We start from the raw sequence: 23,027 nt of genomic DNA on the forward strand, positions 1-23,027 counted from the left end.
GGGGACCCTGGCGGCGCGACTCCCGGCGGGTGTGTCCCGACGGTCAACGGAACGAAGTATATAACTTGTGAATGAACGTTCAGTCACCGTGCCCTTCGACGCCCCCTTCGGGACCGACACCGACGAGACGCGGACGGCGATACTGCGTGCCACCTACGCCGCCCTCATCGAACACGGGTACGAGGACCTCACCGTCCAGCGCATCGGTGACGAGTTCCCGAAGAGCAAGTCGCTCATCTATCAGCATTACGACGGCAAAGACGAGGTGTTGGTCGCACTCCTCGAATACCTGCTCGACCACTTCGAGTCACAGATACCCGAACCGGCCACCGACGACGCCGACGACTGCCTCCAGACGCTCCTGTCGTTCGTCCTGGCGCCGGACCCGAGCGAAGCACGCGCGTCGCTCACGAAGGTGATGGCCGAACTCCGGGGGCAGGCCCCGCACAACGAGACGTTTCGCTCCTATTTCAGCGCCAACGACCGCCGCTTCCGGCGTGACCTCGCGACGCTCATCGAACGCGGCGTCGACGAGGGCGTCTACCGGCCGGTCGACGCTGAGAGCGTCGCGTCGTTCCTGCTGACGGTGCTCGCCGGCGAGACGATGCGCCGAGCGACGACCGACGGCACGGTCGACAGCGAGGCGGTGTGTGCGGAGCTGAACACCTACGTCGAGACGCGACTACTCGACGGGACGGACGATTGAGCGTTCGGAAGAATTCTCGGCAGACCAGTTAGGAGCCCCGTCAGTCGACTCGGACGTAGCCGGCGCCGTCGACGTGGACGGTGTACTCCTCGTACGCGAACGAGAGCGACCGCGCCGCAATCTCCTCGTCGGAGCCGCTGAAGAAGGCTTCGAGTGCGTCGGGGTCGACGTACTCGGTGAGCGGAGCCAATTCGACGGGCGAGCAGTTTTCGATTTCACTGAGTGCCGTCTGAATCGCGAAGCTAATCGGTTCCCGACGGTCCCAATCGATTTCGACCCGGTGGGGAACCGTCGTCACCGGTTCGTTCTCACCCGTTGCAGCCATATTTGGAACTTCGCACCGTCTCTCATAAAAGTGATGGCCTAATTATCTACAGTGATAGCACGTACTGCCCGACCAGCACGCATTTGTCGTCACGCGCGGAAACGGGGCGACGATGCACGTCGGGTCACACGAACCAATCACCGAGGGCGGCGCGGTGGGTCCCACCTCGCGCGTCTGGCGGGCCAGTTCTCGGGCGCGGCCGACATGAGAGTCGTCGTCTTCGGCGCGGGGAGTCTCGGCAGTCTCGTCGGCGGCCGCCTCGCGCGCGCTCACGACGTGACGCTCGTGGGACGCGACCCGCACGTCTCGGCGGTCCAGCGGTCGGGGCTCCGCGTCACCGGCGTCGAGACGTTCGAAACCCAGCCAGCGGCGACGACGGACGGGACAGGGACGAACGCCGACCTCGCCCTCGTGACCGTGAAGGCCTACGACACCGAGGCGGCGGCGCGGACGCTCGCGACCGGCGAGTACGGCGCCGTCTGCTCCCTCCAGAACGGGATGGGCAACGAGGACGTCCTCGCCGCGCACGTGGACGCGCCCGTCGTCGCGGGGACGGTGACCTGCGGGGCGCGACTGGCCGACCCGGGACACGTGGAGTGGCTCGGTCGCGGAACCGTCACGCTCGGCCCGTGGCGTCCCGAGGGCGACACGGCCCCCGTCGAGCGCGTCGCTGCGGCCTTCCGCGCCGCCGACTTCCCGACCGACGTGACGAGCGATATCCGGCGTCGGCTCTGGGAGAAACTGGCGGTCAACGCCGCCATCAACCCGGTGACAGCGCTCGCGCGCGTCGAGAACGGGGCTGTCGCGGGCGAAGGACCGCTCGCGGCGGTGGCGACGGCGGCCGCCCGCGAGACGGCGGCGGTGGCGCGCGCCGACGGTGTCGACCTCTCGGCGGCGACGGCGACGACGGCCGTCGAGACGGTGGCGAGCGAGACGGCGCGAAACCAGTCGTCGATGCATCGCGACGTGGCGCGTGGCCGGCGGACCGAGATAGACGCCATCAACGGGTTCGTCGTCGACCGGGCGGCCGACCGCGGCGAGTCGGTGCCGGTCAATCGAGTGCTCACCAGTCTGATTCGGGGCTGGGAGGCGGATGCGGGTCGCAGGGAGTAGCGTTAATTTCCCGGCGGGCGAGTCGGTGACCATGCCAACGGTCCGGGAGATACAGCGGGGGGCGCGGGACGAACCGCTGACGATGCTGACGGCGTACGACGCGCCGACGGCGGCCATCGTCGACGAGGCGGGCATCGACGTGGTGCTCGTCGGCGACAGCGTGGGGAACGCGATGCTCGGCTACGACACCACCGTCCCCGTCACGCTGGACCAAGTGGCCAGCCACACCGGCGCCGTCGCGCGGGCCGTCGACGACGCCCTCGTCGTCGCCGACATGCCCTTCCTGAGTTACGGGGCAAGCGAGGCCGAGAGCATCGAGAACGCCGGGCGACTGATCAAGGAGGCGGGCGCCAACGCCGTCAAACTCGAATCCGGCACCCACACCGTCGAGTTGACCGAGCGACTGGTCGAGCTTGGAATTCCCGTGATGGCACACCTCGGACTGACGCCCCAGCGAGTCAATCAGGTTGGTGGCTACACACAGCAGGGAACCACCGACGACGCGGCCGCCGAAATCCGTGACCTCGCCGCGAAACACGAGGCCGCCGGGGCGTTCTCGCTCGTCCTCGAACACGTCCCCGACGAACTGGCGGCATCGATAACCGACGCGCTCGACATCCCGGTCATCGGCATCGGCGCTGGCGGCGAGACGGACGGCCAAGTGCTCGTCGTGACGGACGTACTCGGCCTCTCGGAGTCTGTCCCACCCTTCGCGGAGTCGTTCGGCGACGTGCGCGAGGAGATGGAGGAGGCGGTGGCGGCGTATCGCGACGCCGTCGAGGACGGGTCGTTCCCGTAGTCGTTACTGACGGAATCACAGACTGGGCGATAGAACGACGGAATTCAGTCGCGACTGGCGTCGCGAATAGCGCTCGTGAGGAGCGGGCGCATCAGGCCGACGACGGGCGCTTCCGCGCTGTCTGTCCAGACCGCGCGGTGTTTGCGGACGCCGGGCAGGTCGGTCGCGGCGTCGGCGCTGACGAGCAACGCGTCGCCGTCGACCATGAGGACGCTGGTGACGGCACCGGGGTCGATGGGGTGAGACTCCCACCACGTCCACGTCTCGACCACATCGGCCCCGGAGTCGGCCTCGCGAATCTGGTCGCGGATGGCGTCGCTCGGTGAACCGACCACCACGTCGACGCCGCGGTCGGTCGCCGCCGACAGCGCGTCGAGGAGGTCGTCGCTCAGGAGCGTGTCGGTCGCGACGGCGAACAGCGCCTCCGTCTCGGCGTCGGCGAGGAGGGTCGCGAGGCGTTCGGCGACGGCGGCCTCGCCCTCCATCGTCCAGACTTCGCCCGCGCCGGTCGACCGGTTCGGGGACCCGAGACGGGGGAGCGCCGTTCCGAGTCGGTCGAGTCGACTCCGGCACTCGCGTTCGAGCAAGTCGACGGCTTCGTGGGGCGAGACGGCCCGGAAGCGACGGGGTTTCGACTCCTGGACGCTCACGAGGCCGCGGTCCTGGAGGGCATCCATACTGTCGTAGATGCGCGCGCGCGGGACGTCCGCGACATCGCTCACTTCTTTGGCCGTGCCCTCGCGAAGCCGCGTCAGCGCCACGAAACACTTCGCCTCGTACTCGGTGAGTTCGAACGTTCGAAGCGTGCTGACGACGTCCTCGACGAGGGCGTCGGTCCCGGCGTCCGGCGTGGTGTTGTTCGTCACGACGACTCTCTCTCTCGCGTAAGGCTGACACCACCAAAAAGAGTCGGGTCGAAAGGCGTGTGGCATGAACATCCACCACACTCGCTGTTTCGATTGGAATCAAAACATAGTGGAAACTATTAAGATACTACCAATCCTATCGGTGGATGAGACGAGACGCGCGGCCACGCGCCGCAACTGACAATCATGACCCAGGAGTCCGAAACCCTCCGAGAGGCCGGCGGGGAACAGCACGAGACGACCGAAAAGCGGGGGGAGGCTGGCGAACGAGTCTGTCCAGAGTGCGAAGCGTCGCTCGTCGTCGACGACTCGCACGGCGAGACGGTGTGTGAGTCGTGTGGCCTCGTGGTCGAGGAAGACGAAATCGACCACGGCCCCGAGTGGCGCGCCTTCGACTCCAACGAGCGCGCGGAGAAGAGTCGAGTCGGAGCGCCGACGACGAAGCTCCTCCACGACGACGGACTGTCGTCGGTCATCGACTGGCAGGACCGAGACGCCAAGGGCCGCACGCTCGACGGCAACAAGCGACGGAAGCTCCAACGGCTCCGGACGTGGGACGAGCGGTTCCGCTCGAAGAACGCCCAGGAGCGCAACCTGAAGCAGGCGCTCGGCGAAATCGACCGGATGGCATCCGCGCTCGGCCTGCCCGAGAGCGTTCGGGAGACGGCGAGTGTCGTCTACCGCCGGGCGCTGGAGGATGACCTCCTGCGCGGGCGCTCCATCGAAGCGATGGCGACGGCGTCGCTCTACGCCGCCGCGCGACAGGCGTCGATCCCGCGCAGCCTCGACGAGTTCGAACCCGTCAGCCGGGTCGAGCGCAAGGAGTTCTCCCGAGCCTACCGATATATCGTCCGCGAACTCGAACTGGCCATCGAACCGGCCAACCCGCTGGAGTACCTCCCGCGCTTCGCCTCTGACCTCGAGTTAGACGAAGACACCGTCGGTCGCGCGCGCTCGCTCCTCGAAGAGGGGATGGAGCGCGGCGTCCACAGCGGCAAAAGCCCCGTCGGCCTCGCGGCCGCGGCGCTCTACGCTGCCTCGATTCTGGAAGGCGAGAAGATAACCCAGAAGGAAGTCTGCTCCGTGAGCGACGTCTCGGAAGTGACGGTTCGCAACCGTTACACCGAACTCCTCGAAGCAGGGACGGACCCCGACGCAGCGCGCGCCCTCTAGGGCTGAAGCGCCGTCTCCAAGTCCACGTCCGCCAGCGCCTTCTTCAACGTCTCCGCCGCCGGGCCCGCCTCGGCGAGATTCTCCATAAGGACCGTTTCGCTCGGGAAGAGGTCTTCACCGACGACGAGTCCGTGGTCCCGGGCGGTCGACCCGGTCATCGTGAGATAGACGCCCAGTCCCGACTCCGCGATGGCGGCCTCCTCCTCGATTGCGGGGTCTGGGTAGACGAATTCGACACCCTCGATGGCGTCGGTGCCGAGGACGGCCTCGACGAGGCGCTCGTAGCGCGGCGAGATACAGAGCGGCCCCTCGTAGTCGGTGACGAACTCGCGGTCAAGGTCGGCGCCCGCTGGAAGCACGTCAGGCGTCGCGAGCAGAGTGTGATACACCGTGTCACCGAGCCCTCGCACGACGCGAACGTCGGTATCTCGCGGGTCGATGCGGGCGTTCACGTCGGCAATGGATTCGACGCCCGCCTCGCCGAGGGTCACCACCTCCTCCAACACGAGGTCGGCGCTGTCGAAGCCGAGGCCGAACTCGTGGGTGCGGAGGGCGCGGAACGGTTCCTCGCGCCCGATCAGCTCCACCCGCACCTCGTCGCCCGGTCCGTCGCTGCCGACGGTGACGGTCACGCTGTCGAAGACGACCCGCCGTGGCTTCCCCTCACGGTCGTCGCGAACGAGCGTGTACTCCGGCTTCTCGGGATCGGTGAGGTCGCTGTAGGCCGCCAGCCGGGCGTAGACGTCCCGGTCGGCGGTCGCGTTCCCCTTGGTGACTGCCTTCTCGTAGCGAAGCGTGGAAGAAACGTCGTCGGCGAGAGCGTCGGCGTCGGCCACGGTCGCAATCCGTTCGAGCACCGCCTCCAGCGGGCGTCCCTTGCGCGGGACGGCGACGCGGACCGTCTCGGTCATTACTGGCACGAGGCGGCCGCGGGCTTTACCGATTGCGCTTTCGGCGAGCCTACTCCCCGGGGCCGAAGGCGCTGTTCAGTTGCTCGCGGAACGACTGTAACTCCTCGAGTTCGTCGTGGATGGCCTCGATGTCGTCCTCCAGACTCTCGACGGCGTCGAGGCGGTCGGACAGCGACTCCGTCGTCGTCTCGACGGCCGCGAGGTCGGATTCGAGCGTGTCGACGCGGCCGGCCACGTCCTCGACGGTGGCTGACACGTCCTCGACCGTCTCGGCGACCGACGCCACCTCGGCGTTGAGGTCGGCCCGCTCCGCGTCGGCGTCGGCGAGCGACGCTTCGAGGCCGTCGACCTGTTCGGAGAGGTCGGCGAGGCCCTCGCTCACGTCGCCCAGTACCTCCTCCGCGGTACCGTTCTCGTCGAGGAAGTCGGCGAGGGCGTCGCGGTAGGCGAGCAAGTCCTCGGTCTGTGACTGGAGTCGGCTCACGCGCACGTCGATACTGGTCGGCACCTCGCTCGCGAGTGCCTCGTCGATGACGGCCAAATCGTCGTCGTCGACGGTCCCCGCGCGAATCTCGGCCGCGAGGGCGGCGGCGACGGACCCCGGCGTGGCAGTCGGGGAAGCCGTAGGCTCGGCGTCACCCTCGTCCGCTTCGCTCGCCGTCGCATCTGTCTCGTCCGCCGTGGCGTGTGTCGTCTCGTGTCGCTGGTCCCAGTCCCGCGGGTCGAACCGCTTGGCGGCCGCCGAGGAAGAGACGGATTCCGGTTCGTCCTCGGATTCGTCCGTTTCCTCGTCCTCGTCCGTCTCACCACTCTCGTCAGCCTCCTCGTCCTCGCCTTCGTCCGTCTCCGTGTCCTCACTCGCGCCAGTCTCCATGTCCTCGTCTGTTGCCTCGTCAGTCTCCGCGTCCTCGTCTGTTGCCTCGTCAGTCTCCATGTCCTCGTCTGTTGCCTCGTCAGTCTCCGCGTCCTCGTCTGTTGCCTCGTCAGTCTCCGCGTCCTCGTCTGTTGCCTCGTCAGTCTCCATGTCCTCGTCTGTTGCCTCGTCAGTCTCCATGTCCTCGTCCTCATCCGTCTCCGCGTCGGACTCCTCGGCTGTCTCCGCCGACGTGTCGACGGCGGTCACCGACTCGTCCCGGTCCCCGAGGATGGCTTCCGAGTCGTCGTCGAGTTCGCGAGGTTCGGGCGCCGACTCGTCGGCCGCGGCGTCGGGGCCGAGGCCGGCGAGTTCGTCGTCCGACTCGCCGGAGAGGGCGTCGCGGACGACCTGTGTCGTCTCGCGCCCCAGTACGTCGCCCGTGTTCGCGGCCTCGCCGTGTTCGATGAGTTCGACCGTCGGTTCGTCGAGGAAGTCGGCGGCCTCGTCAGAGTCGTCGATGCGGATGCCGTACACCGTGAGCACTTCCTCGCCCGGGTCCAGCGTCCGTTCGTAGGCGACGCGGTTGTCACGGTACGCCGTCCAGTTGTCCCCCTCGTAGTCGGGATGGAAGCCGACGCCCTCCATCGCGAACGACTCCGGAATGTCGTCGACGAGACGGATGCGAACTGGCTCGTCGGCCACCGACTCGATGTCGAAGGCGATGGCCGGGACCGGAAATCGCTCGGCCTCGAACGTCTTCCCCACGCGCACCTCGTCCGTCGTGACGGATACCGAGGCGTCGGGGGCTGGGTCCTTCGCCATGCGCCATACTGCTGCCAGTAGTAGTATAAAACAACCGGCGGTCGCTACAGGTCGACCCGGTCGCCAATCTCCACGACTTCGAGTTCTTGGGGGTACTCGAAGCTCCGCGCGTGGTTGTGCAGGACCGTCGGGTCCGCGGTCAGCCCCTTCCACACGTCCCAGTGACTCGGGAGGAGGCGGTCGAGTTCGAGGTCGTTCGCCGCCCGAATCACGCCGTTCTCGTCGGCGTACCACTGCGTCCGTTTCGGCTCGCGAGTTTGCTTGTCGAGGAGTCGCCCCGCCGACCCGAACGCGAGGACGCCGAGGTCGATGTCGAACCGGTCGGCGATGTCGGTGAAGGAGTCCGCGTGTCGAGTGTCGCCGCCGTGGAACACCGTCCCCGCCTCGTGTTCGATGACGTAGCCGACGGGGTGGTCGGCGTCGGGGTCGTTCACGGGGACGACGTGAATCGTGAACTCGCCCACCTCGAACGTCTCGTCCTCGGAGACGGTAACCAACTGGTCGGCGACGACGCCCCAGTCGTCGGTCCAGTCGACGCGTTCGACGACGGCCATGCTGGCGTCGGGGGCGTAGTAGTTCGCGCCCGTGCCGGCGAGGATGGGCGCCTGCGTCGGTCCGTGGACGTGGTCGGAGTGCTCGTGGGTGGCGAGAATCGCGTCCGCATCCTCGACGTCCTCGGGGTCGAAGGGGACGGGAATCATCCGCACCGTCCGCGGCGGGTCGCCGAGGCCACAGTACGGGTCGATAAAGAGCGTCGTCCCGTCGCTCCCCTTGAGGACGAAGCCGTTGCAGCCGAGATACCAGACCGCGACGCCGTCCGGGTCGGCGTCGGCGATAGCCGTCGGGAGCCAGTCGCCCCAATCGCTCTCACCGAGTTCGTGTGCCATGGGCCTCTTTCGGTCCGGTCGCCGTCTAAGCGTTGTGGTGGGCGAGACTGGCTGGGAAGGCTTTTGCCGGTGGACGCGCGAGGGAGGCCAATGACGCAGGACGAACTCGCTCGGCTTCGAACCATCGCCGACTACCAGTTCGGCGCGGGCGCCGGCGCGGCGCTCTTTCCCCCCAGCGACGACCTCACCGTCACGCACTCGACGGGCGGGCGGCCGCGACAGGTCCGGGCCGACGCGGGTCGCATCGTCTCTTACGGCACCGACGGCCGATTCACGCTCGGACTCGAGGGTGGGCGCCGTCTCGTCGACGCCCTCGACGCCCCCGCCGGGCGCGTCGTCGTCGGGTCCGAGAGCGAACCCTTCGTCCGCGAGGGGAAGAACGTCTTCGCGAAGTTCGTCCAGCGAGTCGACGACGACGTGCGCCCGCGCGACGAGGTGGCCGTCGTCCACGAGACGGGCGACGTCCTCGCCGTCGGACGGGCGGAACTCGCCGCCGATGCCATGCACGACTTCGACACGGGGATGGCGGTGAAAGTGCGGGCCGGCGCCGACGACTAGAGGTACGGCGCGAGTCCGAGCGCACGGAGTAGGGGTACGCCCGCGAGGACGGAACCGAGGAGGTAGCCGCCGATGGCGCCGCCGTTCAGGAGGGGGAGGCCAGCGTGAGCCCGGCCCTTCATGACCGCCCAGAGGAGGACGCCGAGGCCGAGGAAAGTTCCGACCATGGCGAGCAGAGCGGGCAGGTTGAGCGCGGGCAGGAACGTGACCCCGAGCGACGGCGCAGGGGAGAAGAAGGCGCCGCTGGCTATCATGACGGTGGGCATCACGGCGTCGCCGAGGCCGATGAAGAAGGCGTCGCGGTCGGATTCGCCCTCGTCTGTGTGGTCGTCCGCCGTCGTCTCGTCGCCCTCAACTGCCGCGTCGTCGTCCGCATCGCCGTCGTCGTCGTGAACGTCGCTCGCCCCCGAGAAATCGTCGTCGAGCAGGGAGTACGACAGCGAGAGCGGAATCACGAGAATGACGGGGACGTGGAGGTCCATCACGCCCTCGGCGAGGCTGAGCATGTGTTCGGTGCCGTAGACGCTGATGGCGTCGTAGACGGCGAGCACGGAGAGGAGGAGGATAGCGGGCAGCAGGCCGAAACTGATGCCGAAGAGCGCGCCCGCGCCGGCACCCATGACGACGCCCGCGGCGTCGATGACGTACCACTCGGGGTAGACGAGGAGGGCGACGGCAACGCCCACCGAGAGCGCGACGGCGAGGACGTTGAGCGAGCCGAGGGTGACCAGCGGCGGGGTGACGACGGCGAAGACGTACCACGAGACGAGGGCGCTGGAGCAGACGACGACGCCCTTGACGGCCCACTCGAAGGCGTACTTGAAGGCCGCGAGCATCAGCGCCGTGGCGACGAGGATGGCGGCGATGTAGACGAGGCTGTTCGTCGGGTCGGAGGGATTCTCGACGGCCTGGTAGCCCGCCGTCTCGAACGGTTCGACCAGCATGAGTGCGCCGAGCTGGACGAACAAGAAGAGCGCCGCGGCGACGGCGACGCCGCGAATCTCGCGCGCGTTCATGGCTGTCGGTTGCGCGGGGGGTGGCTTGGGGATTGTGACTTCCGAGCGTGGGTCATCGAGTGTAGAGCTTCGAGCCGAGGAGGTCGGTGAGGCTGACCGTGTCCGCGGGCGAGACGGCGAGATACGGCGCGTCGACGGGGCCGAAGACGTCGACGACGCGGCCGACGGTCGAGAGGGATTCGTCGACGGCGGTCAGTCCGATGTCGGGGTCCTCGTCCGCCTCGTAGCGGACGATAGCCAGCCCTTGGGCGGTCCGGGTGACGGTTCCGAGACGGCGCACGGTCAGTCCCGGAGGATGTCCACGTAGGCCGCGATGGCCTGGACGAGGTCGTTTTTCGTCGCGTCGTCCGCACCCTTCACGAGGACGCGCCCGCGGGGTTCGTACTCCCGCGGATAGGTCATGTCGCGTTCGATGACGGCGTCGTAGCCGACCTGCTGGGCGGCCTTCGCAATCTCGTCGACCGTCGGCTCGTCGACCGCTTGCTCGCGGGGGACGCGCCGCCCCTCGGCGCGCGTCTTCGACGCGTCGAGGTAGGCGGGCCAGATGACGTTCTCTACCATACGCGTACGCGGCGGGCCGGCCGTAATACCGTTTTGGATGGCGGCGGCGTCAACGGCGGCGTCCGTGGACGAGGAGGAGTGCGAACAGGACACCGACGACGGCAGTGACGACGCCGAATCCCGGGCCATCGCCGGCCGTCTGACGGCCCGTCGGCGTCCCGGTGGTCGTCGCAGTCGCGTTCGCTGGCTCGACTGCCGACCGCGGGACGTAACTCGCTTCGTCGACGGCGGTGGGGTGGACCGCGGTGGCGACGGTTCGGGTGGCGCGGACGATACTCCGGGGCGCCGGCTGGTTGAGGTAGTTGACGTCCACCTCGACGGTTTGGTTCTCGCGTACTGCCGTCGTCTCCCGATACGCCGCCGTGTCTGGGATGCCGTCGCGGGAGTTGTAGACGATCCACTCGGGGTTTCGCTCTCGGACCACCTCGGGACTGACCCGCGCGTACCCCGACACCGTGCCAGCGACGACGTTTCGCGTTCCAGCCGTCGTGAACACGTCGCTGATGAACGTGTCCGCACCGACCGTCCAGCCGTCCGAGAAGACGTAGAGCGCCGTCGGGCGGGGGTCGTCGGCGACGGCGTCGCGGACGGCGGCGACGTTGGCGCGCATCCAAGCGTTCGTCTCGGCGGCACCGGTACACTCGCCGGTGAGGCGGCCGAGACGCGTCGTCGCGTCAGCGACGCCCTCGACGGTCGCCGGCGTGTCCATCGCGTAGACGGTCAACCCTTGGTCGCGGAGCGTCGCGACCGTCTCGTTCGATATCGTTCCGGGTGCGATCACGAGGTCGGGGTCGAGCGCCACCAGCCGTTCGGACTGGATACCGCCGCTTGCCGTGTTGACGACGGGGAGGTCGTCGGTGCCGTCGAGATAGCCCGCGAACTCGGAGACGCCGACGACGCGGGCGCGGGCGCCGATTTCCCAGAGCGTCTGCGCGGCGCTCGGACTGAGGGTGGCGATCCGATCCGGGCGCTCAGAGAGCGTCACGGCGGTCCCCGTGGCGTCGGTTCGCGTCACCGGAAACGAACAGTCGCCGGCAGTTCGCTGTGCAGGCGAATCGCCCGCCGTGGCCGTCGAGGCTGTCCCCCCGACCGCGAGCGCCACGAGGAGCGTGCACACGAGGACCGCCGAAATGAGTCGCATCGGTCGCTTCTGTGGGGGTATGCAACAAATATTTACCTACTGCAAGCGCGGCTGTAACCCATGAGAACGAGCGTCCGGACGGGCGCGTGGGTCGGCGGGCTACTCGGTGCGCTCGTGGCCGTGACGCTCGCCAGTGCGACAATCGGGCCCGTCGAGATAGGCGCTCGGAGTGTCGCGGAGATTGCGCTCGCGGCGGCACTCGGCGGCACGGCGACCGCCCCGGAGAGCCACCGAACGATCATCATGTCGATTCGCCTCCCGCGGATCGCCCTCGGCGCAGTCGTCGGCTTCGCCCTCGCGTCGGCGGGGACGGTGATGCAGGGGTTCTTTCGAAACCCGATGGCCGACCCCTCCATCGTCGGCATCTCCGCCGGGGCGGCGACGGGTGCCGTCGCGGCCATCGTCGCGCCCGTCGCGGTCCCGGTCGCACTCCCCGTTGCCGCCTTCGTCGGCGCCCTTGTCGCCGCGTTCGGCGTCTACGCCCTCGCGTCGGAGGGCGGACGGACGCCCGTCCAGACCCTGTTGCTCGCAGGCATCGCCGTTCAGACGTTTCTCGGTGCGGCCGTCTCGTTCATGCTCGTCAGCGCCGGCCGCGACCTCAGAGAGGCTATCTACTGGCTGATGGGTCACCTCCATCACAGTACGTGGACGGAGGCGACCGTCGCCGCCGCAGTCGTCCTCCCCGGTTTCCTCGGCTTGCTCGCGTACGCGCGTGACTTGAACGTCCTCTTGCTCGGGGAAGAGGACGCCCACTCGCTCGGCATCGAGGTCGAACGAACCAAACGTCTCCTGCTCACCGTATCGAGTCTGCTGACCGCGGCCGCCGTCGCCGTCGCGGGCGTCATCGGCTTCGTCGGCCTCGTCGTCCCCCACGTGATGCGCCTGCTCGTCGGCCCGGACCACCGCATCCTCCTCCCGACGAGTGCGCTCGCGGGCGCCGCCTTCCTCGTCGCCACTGACACCGTCGCCCGTGCGGGCGCCGCAGAACTCCCCGTCGGCATCGTCACCGCTGCGGTGGGCGCGCCCTTCTTCCTCTACCTGCTCCGCAAGCGGGAGGTACACGCGCCGTGACGCCCGCTATCGAAATCGACGCGGTCTCCGTCACCCTCGGCGATACAGCGGTCCTCAATTCGGTATCGACGACCATCGACGAGGGACGGCTGGTGGGTCTCGTCGGCCCGAACGGTGCGGGAAAGACGACCCTCCTCCGGGCGATCAATGGCGTCCTCGACCCGGACCAGGGTTCGGTCCGAGTCACCGGGCAGGACGTGTCGGCGCTCGACTCGCGCGCGACGAGTCAGCTGGTGGCCACCGTCCCGCAGTCGACCGCGTCGACCTTCGAGTTCCCCGTCCGGCGGATCGTCGAAATGGGACGCACCCCGCATATCGGCCGGTTCGGCACCCGGACGAGCGCCGACCGTGACGCCGTCGACGAGGCGATGGACCGCGCCGCTGTCTCCCATCTCGCCGACCGCCCCGTGACCGAGGTGAGTGGCGGGGAGCGCCAGCGGGTCTTCCTCGCTCGCGCACTCGCACAGGAGACGCCCGTCCTCCTCCTCGACGAACCCACCTCCGACCTCGACGTGAACCACCAGGTCCGAACGCTGGACCTCGTGACCGACCTCGTCGACGAGGGACGGACCGTCGTGGCGGCCATCCACGACCTCGACCTCGCGGCGCGTTACTGCGACGAGCTCCGCCTCCTCCACGACGGCCGGATTCGCGCCGCCGGGACACCCGAGTCGGTGCTGACTGCCGCGACCCTCGAAGCGGCGTTTGGCGCGCGGGCGACGGTGACGACACACCCGGTCACAGGGGCGGCCTCAGTGACCGCGTTCGCGGACGACGCGCCGGATTCGACCACGGCCACCGTCCACGTCGTCGGCGGCGGCGGGGCCGCCACGCCCCACCTCCACCGTCTCGATGCCGCCGGTGTCGAGTGCTCGGTCGGCGTCGTGAGCACCGACGACGCCGACGCCGAGACGGCCCGGGCCATCGGCGCCGACCTCGTGACCGTCCCGCCCTTCGCGCCCGTCGACGACGAGGCGCGCGCGACAGTGTCCGAGCGAGTCCGCCGCGCGGACGCCGTCGTCGTCGCCGACGTGACCGTCGCACCGGGTAACTGCCCGACGCTCGACGCCGTCCTCGGTGCCGACACGCCGCTCGTCGTCGTCGACGGTCGTCCCGTGGACGCCCGCAACGTCGCCGGTTCGCGGGGGCGACGACTCGTCTCCCGCCTCCGTGCTCGCGGCATCGTCGTCGACGACGACGCAGACGCAGTCGTCGCGGCGGTCCGCCGGGCCATCGACACCCCACCGATCCACGACCGTAGCCCTTACTCTCCCTGACGGCGAGTCGTCAGTATGGACCGGCCCTGCGTCCGCGTCCCCCGCGAGTCGGGGGAGCAGACCCGACAGGAACTCGCCGCGGCGGGACTGCTCGACGAGGACCACCAAATCGTCGTCGACGACGGCACGCTCTATCTCCCCGTCACCGACGCCGACGCCCTCGACGACGCCCACGAAGTCGTCTACCGCGACGTTCCCACCCACGACGGCCAAGAGACACCCGCGGACATCCTCGGCTTCGACCCCTCCTACGAACGCCTCGGGGACATCGCCATCCTCGACGAGGACGACCCGGCACGCGCGAGCGATATCGCCACGGGCATCCTCGACTCCGACCTGCCCGTCGCGGCCGTCGTCGACCGCGCTTCGAAGGTGAAAGGCGACCTCCGCGTTCGCGACTGGGACGTGGTCGCCGCCGCGGACGACGCCGCCCGCCCCGTCACCGAAACCGTCCACCGCGAGTACGGCTTCGAGTATCTGCTCGACATCTCCGAAGTCTACTTCTCGCCGCGCCTCGCGACCGAACGCCACCGCGTCACCGAACAGGTCGCGGCGGGCGAACAGGCGGTCGACATGTTCGCCGGCGTCGGCCCCTTCGCCATCCCGATGGCCGCGCGGGGGGCGACGGTCGTCGGCGTCGACCTCAACCCCGCGGCGGTCGAGTACCTCCGCGAGAACGCCCGGCGCAACGGCGTCGCGGACCGCGTGACCGCCATCGAGGGCGACGTGCGCGACGTGGCCGCCGACTACGACGGCTGGGCCGACCGAATCGTGATGAACCTCCCCCACAGCGCCGACGACTTCCTCGACGCCGCGGTCACCCTCGCCGGCGACGACTGCACCCTCCACTACTACGACATCCAACACGAGGACGACCCCTTCGGCCCGGGCGAGCGAGCGATTCGTGAGGCTGCCGAAGGGTACGACGTGGAGGTGGCGACTCGACACGTCGTCCGGTCGTACGCCCCCCACGAACTCAACGTCTGTCTGGACGTTCGCCTGTCACGATAGGCAATCCGTTTCGGAACCCTTATTTGAACCATGGCAGTACGATTGGGTGGCGCCGGAGTAGCTCAGCTGGCAGAGCGATTCCTTCGTAAGGAATAGGCCGAGGGTTCAAATCCCTCCTCCGGCTTAAGGTCGCCTACGGCTCCCTTGTGAGCGTAAATGTACCTTTCAGGGCCTAACACTTGAGTCTGCCCCTGAAATCGCCTATTCGACAAAGACATTTGAGTAGGTCTACCCACCCTCTATTGCCGGTGACATTTCTTTAGGTCAACTATGGGAAGCCGCGCTGTCTTGCGATTAGCAAAAATGAGGCTCTAACAAGCGAGAACGGGTATTAGGGCTTTCTCAGCGTGATTCCCTCTTTCTCATGTCGCTCGCCCCACGGTTGTTACATCAATCTATCTCGCAAGCCCGCTGTGTAACGTAACCTGCTCACAAAATATCTCAAATTTGGCGAGATTGTGGGGCTTCTCTGTTCTCCACCCTTCTCGCCGCTAACAATCAACTTCAACAAATCCTACGAAGGACCCCCGGCTCTTTCCATCTCCGTCCGATAGTTCATATGACCCTGACCGAGAGTGGTAACGAAGACTTCCTTCCTGATGAAAGTCTACAAATACAATTCGGGTTCAGAGTCTTACGACCTTATTGCGACAATTGAAGACGATGGGACAATCATCGGAGCGTCGGCGTTCGCGTCCCGAGTCGAAGAGGTCCTAACACGGGTAGAGGAGAAGGGTGTGGAAAGAGCAGAAGTGATTGAGTCCGTGAAGGAGATAGTCGAACGGCGCTACAATAACGGCCATTACTCAACTGTCCGGTGAGTCCTTGAAATAGAATCTGTAACGGCGGGAAGGGGATTAGGGAGAAGACTCATTCCCGCCGTTAGGGGAACCCTCGAAGAACATCACCGCAGGAGATAACACACCGCGAGTAGATTGGACCAGTATGCCCCTGTCGCTCGAAGACTTGGATTCTCACCTTTTCAAGTGTGCCGACATTATTCGAGATGCCGTCGACCCGACCGACTACAAGGAGTACATTCTCCCGCTGGTCTACTACAAGACCATTTCTGACGAATTCGAGAAACAGTACGCCGAGAACGTCGAAGAGTACGGTGAGGACCTTGCCCGTCAGCAGAACCTCTACAGTATTCCCGTCGTCCCCGAGGGCTACCTATGGAGCGACCTTCGCGCCGTTTCCGACAACGTAGACCAAGCCCTGAACGAAGCCTTTGACGCGCTCACCGAGGAAAATCCTGAACTCCAAGGTCTGTTCCGCGCCGATTACATCGACGCCGACGCGCTGAACGACGACCGACTTGGAAAACTTGTCGAACACCTCTCGAAGCACGACCTTGACCGCGACAGTATTCCCCCGGATATGCTCGGGGAGGCGTACATGGATTTGGTGCGCCACTTCGCTGAGGAAGAGGGGAAATCCGGCGGGCAGTTCTTCACGCCACCGCACATCGTCAATCTCTGCGTTCGGCTTGTAGACGAGTTCGAGGACGGAATGACGTTCCACGACCCGACCGTTGGTTCGGGCGGAATGCTCATTGAGGCCGCTCGATACTACCGCGAAGAGCAAGGCGGCGACCCGTCAAAACTGACGTTCACGGGGCAGGAAATCAATCCAGATATTGCCGCAATTGCGAAGATGAACCTCTCCATTCACGGACTGAACGGGGAGATTGAGCGCGAGGACTCTCTCTCAAATCCCGCGTTCACGAACGAGGACGAACAGGAACTCACGCGCTTCGACCGTGTTCTTGCCAATTTCCCCTTCTCGGCTGATTGGGCAAAAGACGACCTCCAAGACGACCCCTACGGGCGCTTCGACTGGCACGAGAAACTACCGCGTGCCGACCGAGGGGACTACGCCTTCATCATGCACATGGCGAAGCAACTCAAGCGTCCCGAGGAAGACGGTAGCGGCGGGAAGGCGGCTATCGTCATTCCTCACGGCGTACTGTTCCGGAAACACGAGTCGCGGTATCGGGAATATATGCTGGAGGAGAATATGGTGGAGGCTGTCGTCGGACTTCCCGAGAATTTGTTCCAGAACAACTCGATACCCTCCGCTGTCCTCGTGTTGAACACGGACAAGCCAGCCGAACGTGAGGGCGAAGTACAGTTCATTCACGCCGCCGACGAAGCGTTCTACGAGGAATTATCGAATCAGAACGAACTCACCGAGGACGGCCTTAACCACATCATCGAGAACTTCCGTGGGTGGACGACCGAGGAGCGCGTGAGTCGAACGGTGTCGCTCGATGAGATTCGAGAGAACGACTACAATCTCAATATCGCCCTGTACGTCGATACGACTGAACCAGAGGAGGATATTGACGTGACAGAGGAACTGGCGAAGTTACGGGAATTGCAGGCCGAGCGAGACGAAATTGAGGCGACAATGAGCGAGCATATGGAGGCGCTGAACTATGAGTGAGGAGGCGAATTTGGACGAATTCGTTGGAGGTGACAACGCCGATTCCTCAGAATGGATGATACGCTCCCTTGGTGAGTTGGCGGAGTACCAGAATGGAAACGCATTCAGCAAGAGCGAGTGGGGCGATGAGGGGTACCCCATCATCCGGATTCAGAATCTGACTGGTGAACAAGATGATTTCAATTACTTTGACGGTGATTTGGAGGAACGGTATAAGGTAGAGGCTGGAGACACACTCCTATCTTGGTCTGCAACGATTGACGTATTCCAATGGTCAGGGCCTACAGCGGCCCTAAATCAGCATATATTCCGTGTTGATTCCTCAGATGATGTTAACGATACGTTCTATCGATTCAAATTAGAGCATCTACTACCAGAATTAGTGGCTCTCTCTCACGGGAGTACGATGCAACACGTCCGGAAGGCTGACTTGGTGAATGTTGATGCGAACATTCCTCCACTCCCTGAACAGCGCAAAATCGCCACCATCCTCTACACCGTTGACCAAGCGATTGAGAAGACTGAAGACGTTATTAATCGGCTTAACCGGGTACAGAAGGGTACACTCAGGAACCTATTCCGGGACGGCGTTGGAAAGCAGTCTGAAACCAAGACAACCCCTATGGGGCAGTTCCCGAAAGATTGGGAATTGAAAACTATGGAAAGCGTCGGTTCTCTGATTAATGGAAATGCGTTCCCTAAAGAATATCAAGGGAGTTCCGAGGGTGACTACCCATTTGTGAAAGTAAGCGACACTAATGATTACCGAAGATACGTTTCAGGGGCGCAAAATTATATCCCGCAAGAAATTGCTGAAGAAATCGGATGTAATATCCATCCTGAGGGGACAGTTATTCTCCCGAAACGAGGGGCGGCTATAATGACAAATAAGAGGAGAATATTGGCTCAAGATTCTGCGATAGACAATAACCAAATCGGTATTGTCGGAGAAAAAGTGAAACCTCTCTTTCTGTATTACTATCTCTCAGATGTGGATATGGGTCGCTTTGTTCAGGAGGGTGCAGTCAAATCTCTCACAAAATCTCTCCTCTCAAAAATTCGTGTTCCCGTACCACCTATAGAGATACAATCAAAAATAGTGACTATTCTGGAGAGTATTGACAAGGAGATTGAGGCGGAGAAAAGAGTCAAGACACATCAGGAACGTCTCAAACGCGGCCTAATGCAAGACCTTCTCTCGGGAACAGTCCGAACGACCGACACTAACATACAGGTGCCCGAAGAAATCACCAAGTATGGTTAGCATCCCATCCGAGGGTGGGGTCGAGCGGTCGCTTCTCTCGTGGCTTGACGGCGTTGGATGGGAGACACACGGATTAGACGGCGGGCGAGGTGCTGGCGTTCTCGATGACGCCTACGAGCGGAGTCCTCACGAAGTTATCTACTGGAACCTCCTCGCCGAGCAGGTCGTCGCGCTCAACGAAGACGTTACCGAGGATAACGTAGAGAAATTCATCTCCTCGCTAAAGCGTGACCTTGACGCCGAGAATCTGATGGACGGAAACAGGGGCTTCCATCGACTACTCACGAAGGGCAAGACCTTCTCCGTCCAGCGTGACAACGGGTCGACCGAGACGGTCTACGTTGACCTGATAGACTACGAAAATCCCGAGAACAACCGCCTTCACGCCGTTAATCAATTCTCTGTCTCCCGCGAGACGACCATCCGTCCTGACGTGTCCCTGTTCGTCAACGGGATTCCGCTCGTGACGATGGAACTGAAGAGTCTCGCACAGGACAACGACTGGCACGACGCGGTGAGCGACCTCAAAGACTACGAGGAAGACCTATCCCGTCTGTTCATTCCCGGCCTGTTCAATATCGCCGCCGATACGATGGAACTGCGGTATGGGGCAGTGGGCGTCCCGAAGGAGTTCTACGAACCGTGGAACGACGCGCCTCCTGAGTACGAGACTGATAACGGCATGAAGCAGGCAGTTAAGGCGCTCTGTAACCCCGCTACCATCCTTGACCTGCTGAAGAACTTCGTCTTCTACGAGCGGCGGGCCGGCGGGGATGCCAAAATCATTCCCCGGTATATGCAATACTATGCCGTTGATGCAATCCTCCACCGCGTTCGTGAAGGGGTTCACAAGCGCGGCCTCGTCTGGCACACCCAAGGGTCGGGGAAGTCGTTCACCATGCTCTACGCCGCCGAGAATCTTCTCTCACGGCCCGACGTGGCCCGCAATCCGCAGGTCTTCATCATCGTGGACACAGACAAACTGAACAGCCAGATGCGGGACCAACTGGCGAATCTCAACTTGGAGCAGTGGACCGAGGCTGAGAGTATCGACCACCTGCAAGAACTCATCGAAGAAGGGGGGAGTCAACTCGTTCTTACGACCATCCACAAGTTCGAGAATGTTGAGCCGGACAGCCAAGGCAACGATGAAGTCGTGGTAATGTCCGACGAGGCCCACCGCTTTATGGAAGCCGACCTCGGAAGCCGCCTCGATGCCGCCCTTCCCGACTGCACGCACTTCGGATTTACTGGCACACCTGTCCGTGAAGGTGAGCGCCACGAAGACCGCAACACGTTCCGTGAGTTCTCTCCCGAGGGCGAAGATTATCTTCACCGCTACTCGGTCAAGCAGGGGATTGACGACGGCCTGATTCTGCCCGTCTACTTTACGCTCCGACACGAGATGGAGTGGGATATTGACGAGGCTGGCCTTGACGAAGAGTTCGAGCAGGAGTTCCGAGGAATGACGACCGACGAGAAGCGTGAGGCTATCCGCGAGAACGTCACGGCGACAACCTTAGCGGAGATAGAACCCCGAGTTGAGAAGGCCGTCGAAGAGATTGACCGACACTACGACGAACAGGTGTCCCCAAACGGCTGGAAGGGCATGGTCGTGACGCCGAGTCGTCGGTCTGCGGCGATGTACGGAGAGCGACTTGTTGACCGGCGTGGCGAGGACGAAATTGAAGTTCTCTATACACCGACCAACGACGACCCCGACCTCATTGAGCAGTTCCATACCGATTCAGAGGAGCGCGACCAGATTATCAAGGAGTTCAAACAAGACGAAAATCCGAAACTCTTGGTCGTTCACAATATGCTTCTGACGGGGTTCGACGCCCCGATTCTGAAGACGATGTACCTCGACCGCAATCTCAAGAACCACAATCTAATGCAGGCTATCGCCCGCACGAATCGCCCTGCCGAGGGGAAAGAAAACGGCGAGATTGTGGACTTCCAAGGCGTCTTCGAGAATATTGACGAAGCCTTGGATTACGATGCCGAGACAAAGGCCTACGCCGCTCGCGACAAAGACGAACTCTACGACGACCTCGTAGACCAGTTGGAGACGGTGAAGAACATTTTCGACGGCATTCCACAGAACGATACCCAAGAGGCCGCATACGAGGCCGTCGAACGCGTTAGTACCCATCCCGAGCGCCGTCAGTTCAAACAGGGCTTCCGTCGTCTACAGAACCTCTACGAAGCCGTCGCTCCCGATGGGCGGCTCGTAAGCGAGGGCATTCAACGCGACTACAAATGGCTCAGCCGGATTCACGTCGCATTCAAGCGCACGACTGCTGGCGACGATAGCCCGGAAGAGGATATGCGGGAGAAGACACGGGAGATTATCAGCAAGAACGTAGAAATCACGGAAATCAAGGACGACTTCCCGACCTACAAACTCGGGGAAGAGTATCTTGAAGACGTCGAAGGGCTGGATAATCCCGGTGTCAAAGCCTCGCAGATTGCCCACGCAACTCGGGAACATCTTCATCCACGGGAGAATCAGAATCCCCGATACAAGCGCCTCAGTGAGCGTGTCACGGACATAGTGGAACGATGGCAAGGGAACGAGATGAGCGACCCCGAGGCCGTTGAAGCCCTGAAATCGGTCGAAGAACAGGTTCTCGCCGTTGAGGATGAAGCCGAGGAACAGGGTATGGATGACGCCGAGTTCGCTATCTACACCTATCTCACCGAGGAGACGCCCGAAGCAATCGACTCGGACGACCAAGCCGAGGCCATAGCCGAGGAAATTGTTTCAGAGTTCCGCGAGCGTGTCGACCGCAGTTACGAAGGTTGGGAAACGAACCAACAAACAATCTCTACGGTCCTCCGGATTCTCCTTGATGTTGTCGCCAAGGAACACGGCCTCGGACATTTGATTACAGAGAACGACGAGTTCGAGGACACGATTCGGACGTACCTAATTCAGAATCATGGCTAAGACCCAACGCCGCGAAGTCGACTTGTTGGGACACACTATAGACTACAGCGTTCGAGAGAGTTCTGACGCCACGAAACCTCGTATTGATGTGGACATTCGAGGCGTGACTGTCGTAATCCCCGAATCCGAGGCAATCCAAGCGACGAAGATTCTCAAGGAAAATGCGGCGTGGGTAGTGGACAAACACAAATCCTACGAGAGCCATCGAGAGAAAGTCCCTGACCGAACATTCGAGGCTGGCGAGCAGTTCCCGTTCCTTGGCGTAGACCGTGAACTCGTGATTGAACCTCGGCAGAGGAACGCGATGGACGAGGAGACAATTATGCTTCGCCAGAGTGCGGTCGAACAGTCGTCGGTCAAGCGAGCGTTAGAGAATTTCTACCGGCGGGAAGCGCGTGAGTATCTTACTGGTAGGGCAGATGATTATGCCGAGAAGATGGGGGTTGCATACGAGAAAATCGAACTCCGAAACCAGAGGACTCGGTGGGGTAGTTGCTCAACAAGCGGAACGATTAGTCTGAATTGGCGGATAATCATGGCACCTTCCGAGATTGTTGATTACTTAGTTGTCCACGAACTTGCTCACTTGACTGAACAGAATCATGGTGAGGAGTTTTGGCAACTCGTTAGTGAGTTTGTCCCCGAGTACCAGCAGAGAGCCGACTGGCTTGAGCAGAATAGCGCGAAGTTGATTTTCAGCGAAGACGACCTCTGAATCTATTCACCAGTAGGGACCTTCTGATGGATGGAAATCATTCACTCAGGCATCTTGGACTGATTCGGCCACATTAGTTAATATCCCATAGTAATAAGCGACATAGTATCTATTTGTTGGAATACCCAGATGTGTCTTTATTTTATCTTTTGATGTATCCTGTCAGAATACAGAAACGGCGAGAAGGTGTAGATTCCGCTATATTCTCAAGTCTGTTGCCGATTCTGTTTCTCTCGCCAAGAAGCCATAATTGTATAATCTAAAATTATCAGTGTCTGCTGAAACTAAAGAAATCAACAAAAATAGAGATTAATCAATTATTGCTCTCACATCTGCCACGACCTCCGGCCTCACGCGGGCGCGGCGCGACAGCTGTAGGGACACCTATTGGTAGGGGATGGTGTCCTATCTGGTAAGGAATCCCCTAAGGAATCTCCTATAGTATCTGTTAATGGTATGCTGTATAGTCCATTAACGGCGGGAATGGGGTTGTACTGTGCTGTGCTGTAACGGTACGGTACTGTAGCAGTATGCTGTAACGGTACGGTACTGTA

General features: G+C 63.2%; 22 protein-coding genes and 1 tRNA gene. 14 read left to right on the forward strand and 9 right to left on the reverse strand.

Annotated elements, in window-relative coordinates; translation table 11 throughout:
• Nucleotides 1–88: 88 nt before the first annotated feature.
• Complete coding sequence (locus BLU18_RS03400; protein ID WP_176791169.1) at nucleotides 89–706, forward strand: TetR/AcrR family transcriptional regulator; 618 nt, start codon at nucleotides 89–91, stop codon at nucleotides 704–706.
• A 40-nt stretch (nucleotides 707–746) separates the two neighbouring features.
• On the opposite strand, the gene BLU18_RS03405 is transcribed toward BLU18_RS03400, so the two are convergent.
• Nucleotides 747–1,031, reverse strand: coding sequence for a HalOD1 output domain-containing protein (locus BLU18_RS03405; protein ID WP_092631483.1), 285 nt, complete (start codon nucleotides 1,029–1,031; stop codon nucleotides 747–749).
• A gap of 204 nt (nucleotides 1,032–1,235) precedes the next feature.
• Between BLU18_RS03405 and BLU18_RS03410 the strand changes: the two genes are divergently transcribed.
• The gene (locus BLU18_RS03410; RefSeq protein WP_092631486.1) at nucleotides 1,236–2,144 is read left to right on the forward strand and encodes a ketopantoate reductase family protein; all 909 of its coding nucleotides are present in this window, start codon (nucleotides 1,236–1,238) and stop codon (nucleotides 2,142–2,144) included.
• Between the two features lie 31 nt (nucleotides 2,145–2,175).
• Nucleotides 2,176–2,943 (forward strand): 3-methyl-2-oxobutanoate hydroxymethyltransferase, encoded by a 768-nt coding sequence (panB, locus tag BLU18_RS03415; RefSeq protein ID WP_092631489.1) that lies wholly within the window; start codon nucleotides 2,176–2,178, stop codon nucleotides 2,941–2,943.
• A 44-nt stretch (nucleotides 2,944–2,987) separates the two neighbouring features.
• Here panB and BLU18_RS03420 read toward each other — a convergent pair whose 3' ends face one another.
• On the reverse strand, nucleotides 2,988–3,809 hold the full coding sequence (locus BLU18_RS03420; RefSeq protein ID WP_218124050.1) for a TrmB family transcriptional regulator: 822 nt from the start codon (nucleotides 3,807–3,809) through the stop codon (nucleotides 2,988–2,990).
• Between the two features lie 186 nt (nucleotides 3,810–3,995).
• On the opposite strand from BLU18_RS03420, the gene BLU18_RS03425 reads away from it, so the two are divergent.
• Nucleotides 3,996–4,982: a transcription initiation factor IIB gene (locus BLU18_RS03425; RefSeq protein ID WP_092631492.1), complete on the forward strand. Its 987-nt coding sequence runs from the start codon at nucleotides 3,996–3,998 to the stop codon at nucleotides 4,980–4,982.
• Here BLU18_RS03425 and BLU18_RS03430 read toward each other — a convergent pair.
• Genes BLU18_RS03430 through BLU18_RS03440 form a run of 3 tightly spaced genes read right to left on the reverse strand, consistent with a single transcriptional unit; the run spans nucleotide 4,979 to nucleotide 8,458 of the window.
• Nucleotides 4,979–5,893, reverse strand: coding sequence for a phosphoribosyltransferase HisG-related protein (locus BLU18_RS03430; protein ID WP_092631495.1), 915 nt, complete (start codon nucleotides 5,891–5,893; stop codon nucleotides 4,979–4,981). The two genes, BLU18_RS03425 and BLU18_RS03430, sit on opposite strands and share 4 nt — an antisense overlap.
• A gap of 49 nt (nucleotides 5,894–5,942) precedes the next feature.
• A complete protein-coding gene (locus BLU18_RS03435) occupies nucleotides 5,943–7,571 on the reverse strand; it encodes a hypothetical protein (RefSeq protein WP_092631498.1) in 1,629 nt (542 codons plus the stop codon).
• Between the two features lie 44 nt (nucleotides 7,572–7,615).
• Complete coding sequence (locus BLU18_RS03440; protein ID WP_092631501.1) at nucleotides 7,616–8,458, reverse strand: MBL fold metallo-hydrolase; 843 nt, start codon at nucleotides 8,456–8,458, stop codon at nucleotides 7,616–7,618.
• Between the two features lie 90 nt (nucleotides 8,459–8,548).
• Here BLU18_RS03440 and BLU18_RS03445 point away from each other — a divergent pair, with 90 nt between their 5' ends.
• Nucleotides 8,549–9,016, forward strand: a complete 468-nt coding sequence (locus tag BLU18_RS03445) for a PUA domain-containing protein (RefSeq protein WP_092631504.1) — start codon at nucleotides 8,549–8,551, stop codon at nucleotides 9,014–9,016.
• Here BLU18_RS03445 and BLU18_RS03450 read toward each other — a convergent pair.
• From BLU18_RS03450 to BLU18_RS03465, 4 genes are read right to left on the reverse strand one after another with little or no spacing between them, the layout of a single operon-like run.
• Nucleotides 9,013–10,032: a presenilin family intramembrane aspartyl protease PSH gene (locus BLU18_RS03450; RefSeq protein WP_092631507.1), complete on the reverse strand. Its 1,020-nt coding sequence runs from the start codon at nucleotides 10,030–10,032 to the stop codon at nucleotides 9,013–9,015. The two genes, BLU18_RS03445 and BLU18_RS03450, sit on opposite strands and share 4 nt — an antisense overlap.
• Before the next feature lie 52 nt (nucleotides 10,033–10,084).
• Entirely contained in the window at nucleotides 10,085–10,312 is a 228-nt protein-coding gene (locus BLU18_RS03455) for an H/ACA ribonucleoprotein complex subunit GAR1 (RefSeq protein WP_092631511.1), read from the reverse strand.
• A 2-nt stretch (nucleotides 10,313–10,314) separates the two neighbouring features.
• On the reverse strand, nucleotides 10,315–10,593 hold the full coding sequence (gene srp19 / locus BLU18_RS03460; RefSeq protein WP_092631514.1) for a signal recognition particle subunit SRP19: 279 nt from the start codon (nucleotides 10,591–10,593) through the stop codon (nucleotides 10,315–10,317).
• Nucleotides 10,594–10,642: 49 nt separating this feature from the next.
• Nucleotides 10,643–11,734: a PGF-CTERM-anchored ABC transporter substrate-binding protein gene (locus tag BLU18_RS03465; protein ID WP_092631517.1), complete on the reverse strand. Its 1,092-nt coding sequence runs from the start codon at nucleotides 11,732–11,734 to the stop codon at nucleotides 10,643–10,645.
• Between the two features lie 60 nt (nucleotides 11,735–11,794).
• Here BLU18_RS03465 and btuC point away from each other — a divergent pair, with 60 nt between their 5' ends.
• The 9 genes from btuC (at nucleotide 11,795) to BLU18_RS03505 (ending at nucleotide 22,473) form a co-directional block, all read left to right on the forward strand.
• On the forward strand, nucleotides 11,795–12,805 hold the full coding sequence (gene btuC / locus BLU18_RS03470) for a vitamin B12 ABC transporter permease BtuC (RefSeq protein ID WP_092631521.1): 1,011 nt from the start codon (nucleotides 11,795–11,797) through the stop codon (nucleotides 12,803–12,805).
• Nucleotides 12,802–14,082: an ATP-binding cassette domain-containing protein gene (locus BLU18_RS03475; protein ID WP_143025219.1), complete on the forward strand. Its 1,281-nt coding sequence runs from the start codon at nucleotides 12,802–12,804 to the stop codon at nucleotides 14,080–14,082. Before btuC ends, BLU18_RS03475 begins: the two co-directional genes overlap by 4 nt.
• Nucleotides 14,083–14,097: 15 nt before the next feature.
• Nucleotides 14,098–15,093, forward strand: a complete 996-nt coding sequence (locus BLU18_RS03480) for a class I SAM-dependent methyltransferase (protein ID WP_092631524.1) — start codon at nucleotides 14,098–14,100, stop codon at nucleotides 15,091–15,093.
• Nucleotides 15,094–15,144: 51 nt separating this feature from the next.
• A tRNA-Thr gene (locus tag BLU18_RS03485) sits at nucleotides 15,145–15,217 on the forward strand.
• 475 nt (nucleotides 15,218–15,692) lie between these two features.
• Complete coding sequence (locus tag BLU18_RS14730; RefSeq protein WP_176791170.1) at nucleotides 15,693–15,914, forward strand: hypothetical protein; 222 nt, start codon at nucleotides 15,693–15,695, stop codon at nucleotides 15,912–15,914.
• 124 nt (nucleotides 15,915–16,038) lie between these two features.
• A complete protein-coding gene (locus BLU18_RS03490; RefSeq protein WP_092631527.1) occupies nucleotides 16,039–17,541 on the forward strand; it encodes a type I restriction-modification system subunit M in 1,503 nt (500 codons plus the stop codon).
• A complete protein-coding gene (locus tag BLU18_RS03495) occupies nucleotides 17,534–18,805 on the forward strand; it encodes a restriction endonuclease subunit S (protein WP_092631530.1) in 1,272 nt (423 codons plus the stop codon). Before BLU18_RS03490 ends, BLU18_RS03495 begins: the two co-directional genes overlap by 8 nt.
• Nucleotides 18,798–21,758 (forward strand): type I restriction endonuclease subunit R, encoded by a 2,961-nt coding sequence (locus tag BLU18_RS03500; RefSeq protein WP_092631533.1) that lies wholly within the window; start codon nucleotides 18,798–18,800, stop codon nucleotides 21,756–21,758. The genes BLU18_RS03495 and BLU18_RS03500 overlap by 8 nt, the downstream gene beginning before the upstream one ends.
• 88 nt (nucleotides 21,759–21,846) lie before the next feature.
• Nucleotides 21,847–22,473, forward strand: a complete 627-nt coding sequence (locus BLU18_RS03505; RefSeq protein WP_245697869.1) for a M48 family metallopeptidase — start codon at nucleotides 21,847–21,849, stop codon at nucleotides 22,471–22,473.
• The last annotated feature ends 554 nt before the right edge of the window (nucleotides 22,474–23,027 follow it).

The sequence above is a fragment of the Haloplanus vescus genome (assembly GCF_900107665.1).
GTDB classification, from domain to species: Archaea; Halobacteriota; Halobacteria; order Halobacteriales; family Haloferacaceae; genus Haloplanus; species Haloplanus vescus.

Coding starts and splice junctions, on each gene's coding strand:
- BLU18_RS03490 (WP_092631527.1), top strand. CDS start 16,039: ATGCCCCTGTCGCTCGAAGACTTGGATTCTCACCTTTTCAAGTGTGCC.
- BLU18_RS03410 (WP_092631486.1), top strand. CDS start 1,236: ATGAGAGTCGTCGTCTTCGGCGCGGGGAGTCTCGGCAGTCTCGTCGGC.
- BLU18_RS03480 (WP_092631524.1), top strand. CDS start 14,098: ATGGACCGGCCCTGCGTCCGCGTCCCCCGCGAGTCGGGGGAGCAGACC.
- BLU18_RS03425 (WP_092631492.1), top strand. CDS start 3,996: ATGACCCAGGAGTCCGAAACCCTCCGAGAGGCCGGCGGGGAACAGCAC.
- panB (WP_092631489.1), top strand. CDS start 2,176: ATGCCAACGGTCCGGGAGATACAGCGGGGGGCGCGGGACGAACCGCTG.
- BLU18_RS03450 (WP_092631507.1), bottom strand. CDS start 10,032: ATGAACGCGCGCGAGATTCGCGGCGTCGCCGTCGCCGCGGCGCTCTTC.
- BLU18_RS03435 (WP_092631498.1), bottom strand. CDS start 7,571: ATGGCGAAGGACCCAGCCCCCGACGCCTCGGTATCCGTCACGACGGAC.
- BLU18_RS03495 (WP_092631530.1), top strand. CDS start 17,534: ATGAGTGAGGAGGCGAATTTGGACGAATTCGTTGGAGGTGACAACGCC.
- BLU18_RS03430 (WP_092631495.1), bottom strand. CDS start 5,893: ATGACCGAGACGGTCCGCGTCGCCGTCCCGCGCAAGGGACGCCCGCTG.
- BLU18_RS03465 (WP_092631517.1), bottom strand. CDS start 11,734: ATGCGACTCATTTCGGCGGTCCTCGTGTGCACGCTCCTCGTGGCGCTC.
- BLU18_RS03500 (WP_092631533.1), top strand. CDS start 18,798: ATGGTTAGCATCCCATCCGAGGGTGGGGTCGAGCGGTCGCTTCTCTCG.
- BLU18_RS03445 (WP_092631504.1), top strand. CDS start 8,549: ATGACGCAGGACGAACTCGCTCGGCTTCGAACCATCGCCGACTACCAG.
- BLU18_RS03440 (WP_092631501.1), bottom strand. CDS start 8,458: ATGGCACACGAACTCGGTGAGAGCGATTGGGGCGACTGGCTCCCGACG.
- btuC (WP_092631521.1), top strand. CDS start 11,795: ATGAGAACGAGCGTCCGGACGGGCGCGTGGGTCGGCGGGCTACTCGGT.
- BLU18_RS14730 (WP_176791170.1), top strand. CDS start 15,693: ATGAAAGTCTACAAATACAATTCGGGTTCAGAGTCTTACGACCTTATT.
- srp19 (WP_092631514.1), bottom strand. CDS start 10,593: ATGGTAGAGAACGTCATCTGGCCCGCCTACCTCGACGCGTCGAAGACG.
- BLU18_RS03405 (WP_092631483.1), bottom strand. CDS start 1,031: ATGGCTGCAACGGGTGAGAACGAACCGGTGACGACGGTTCCCCACCGG.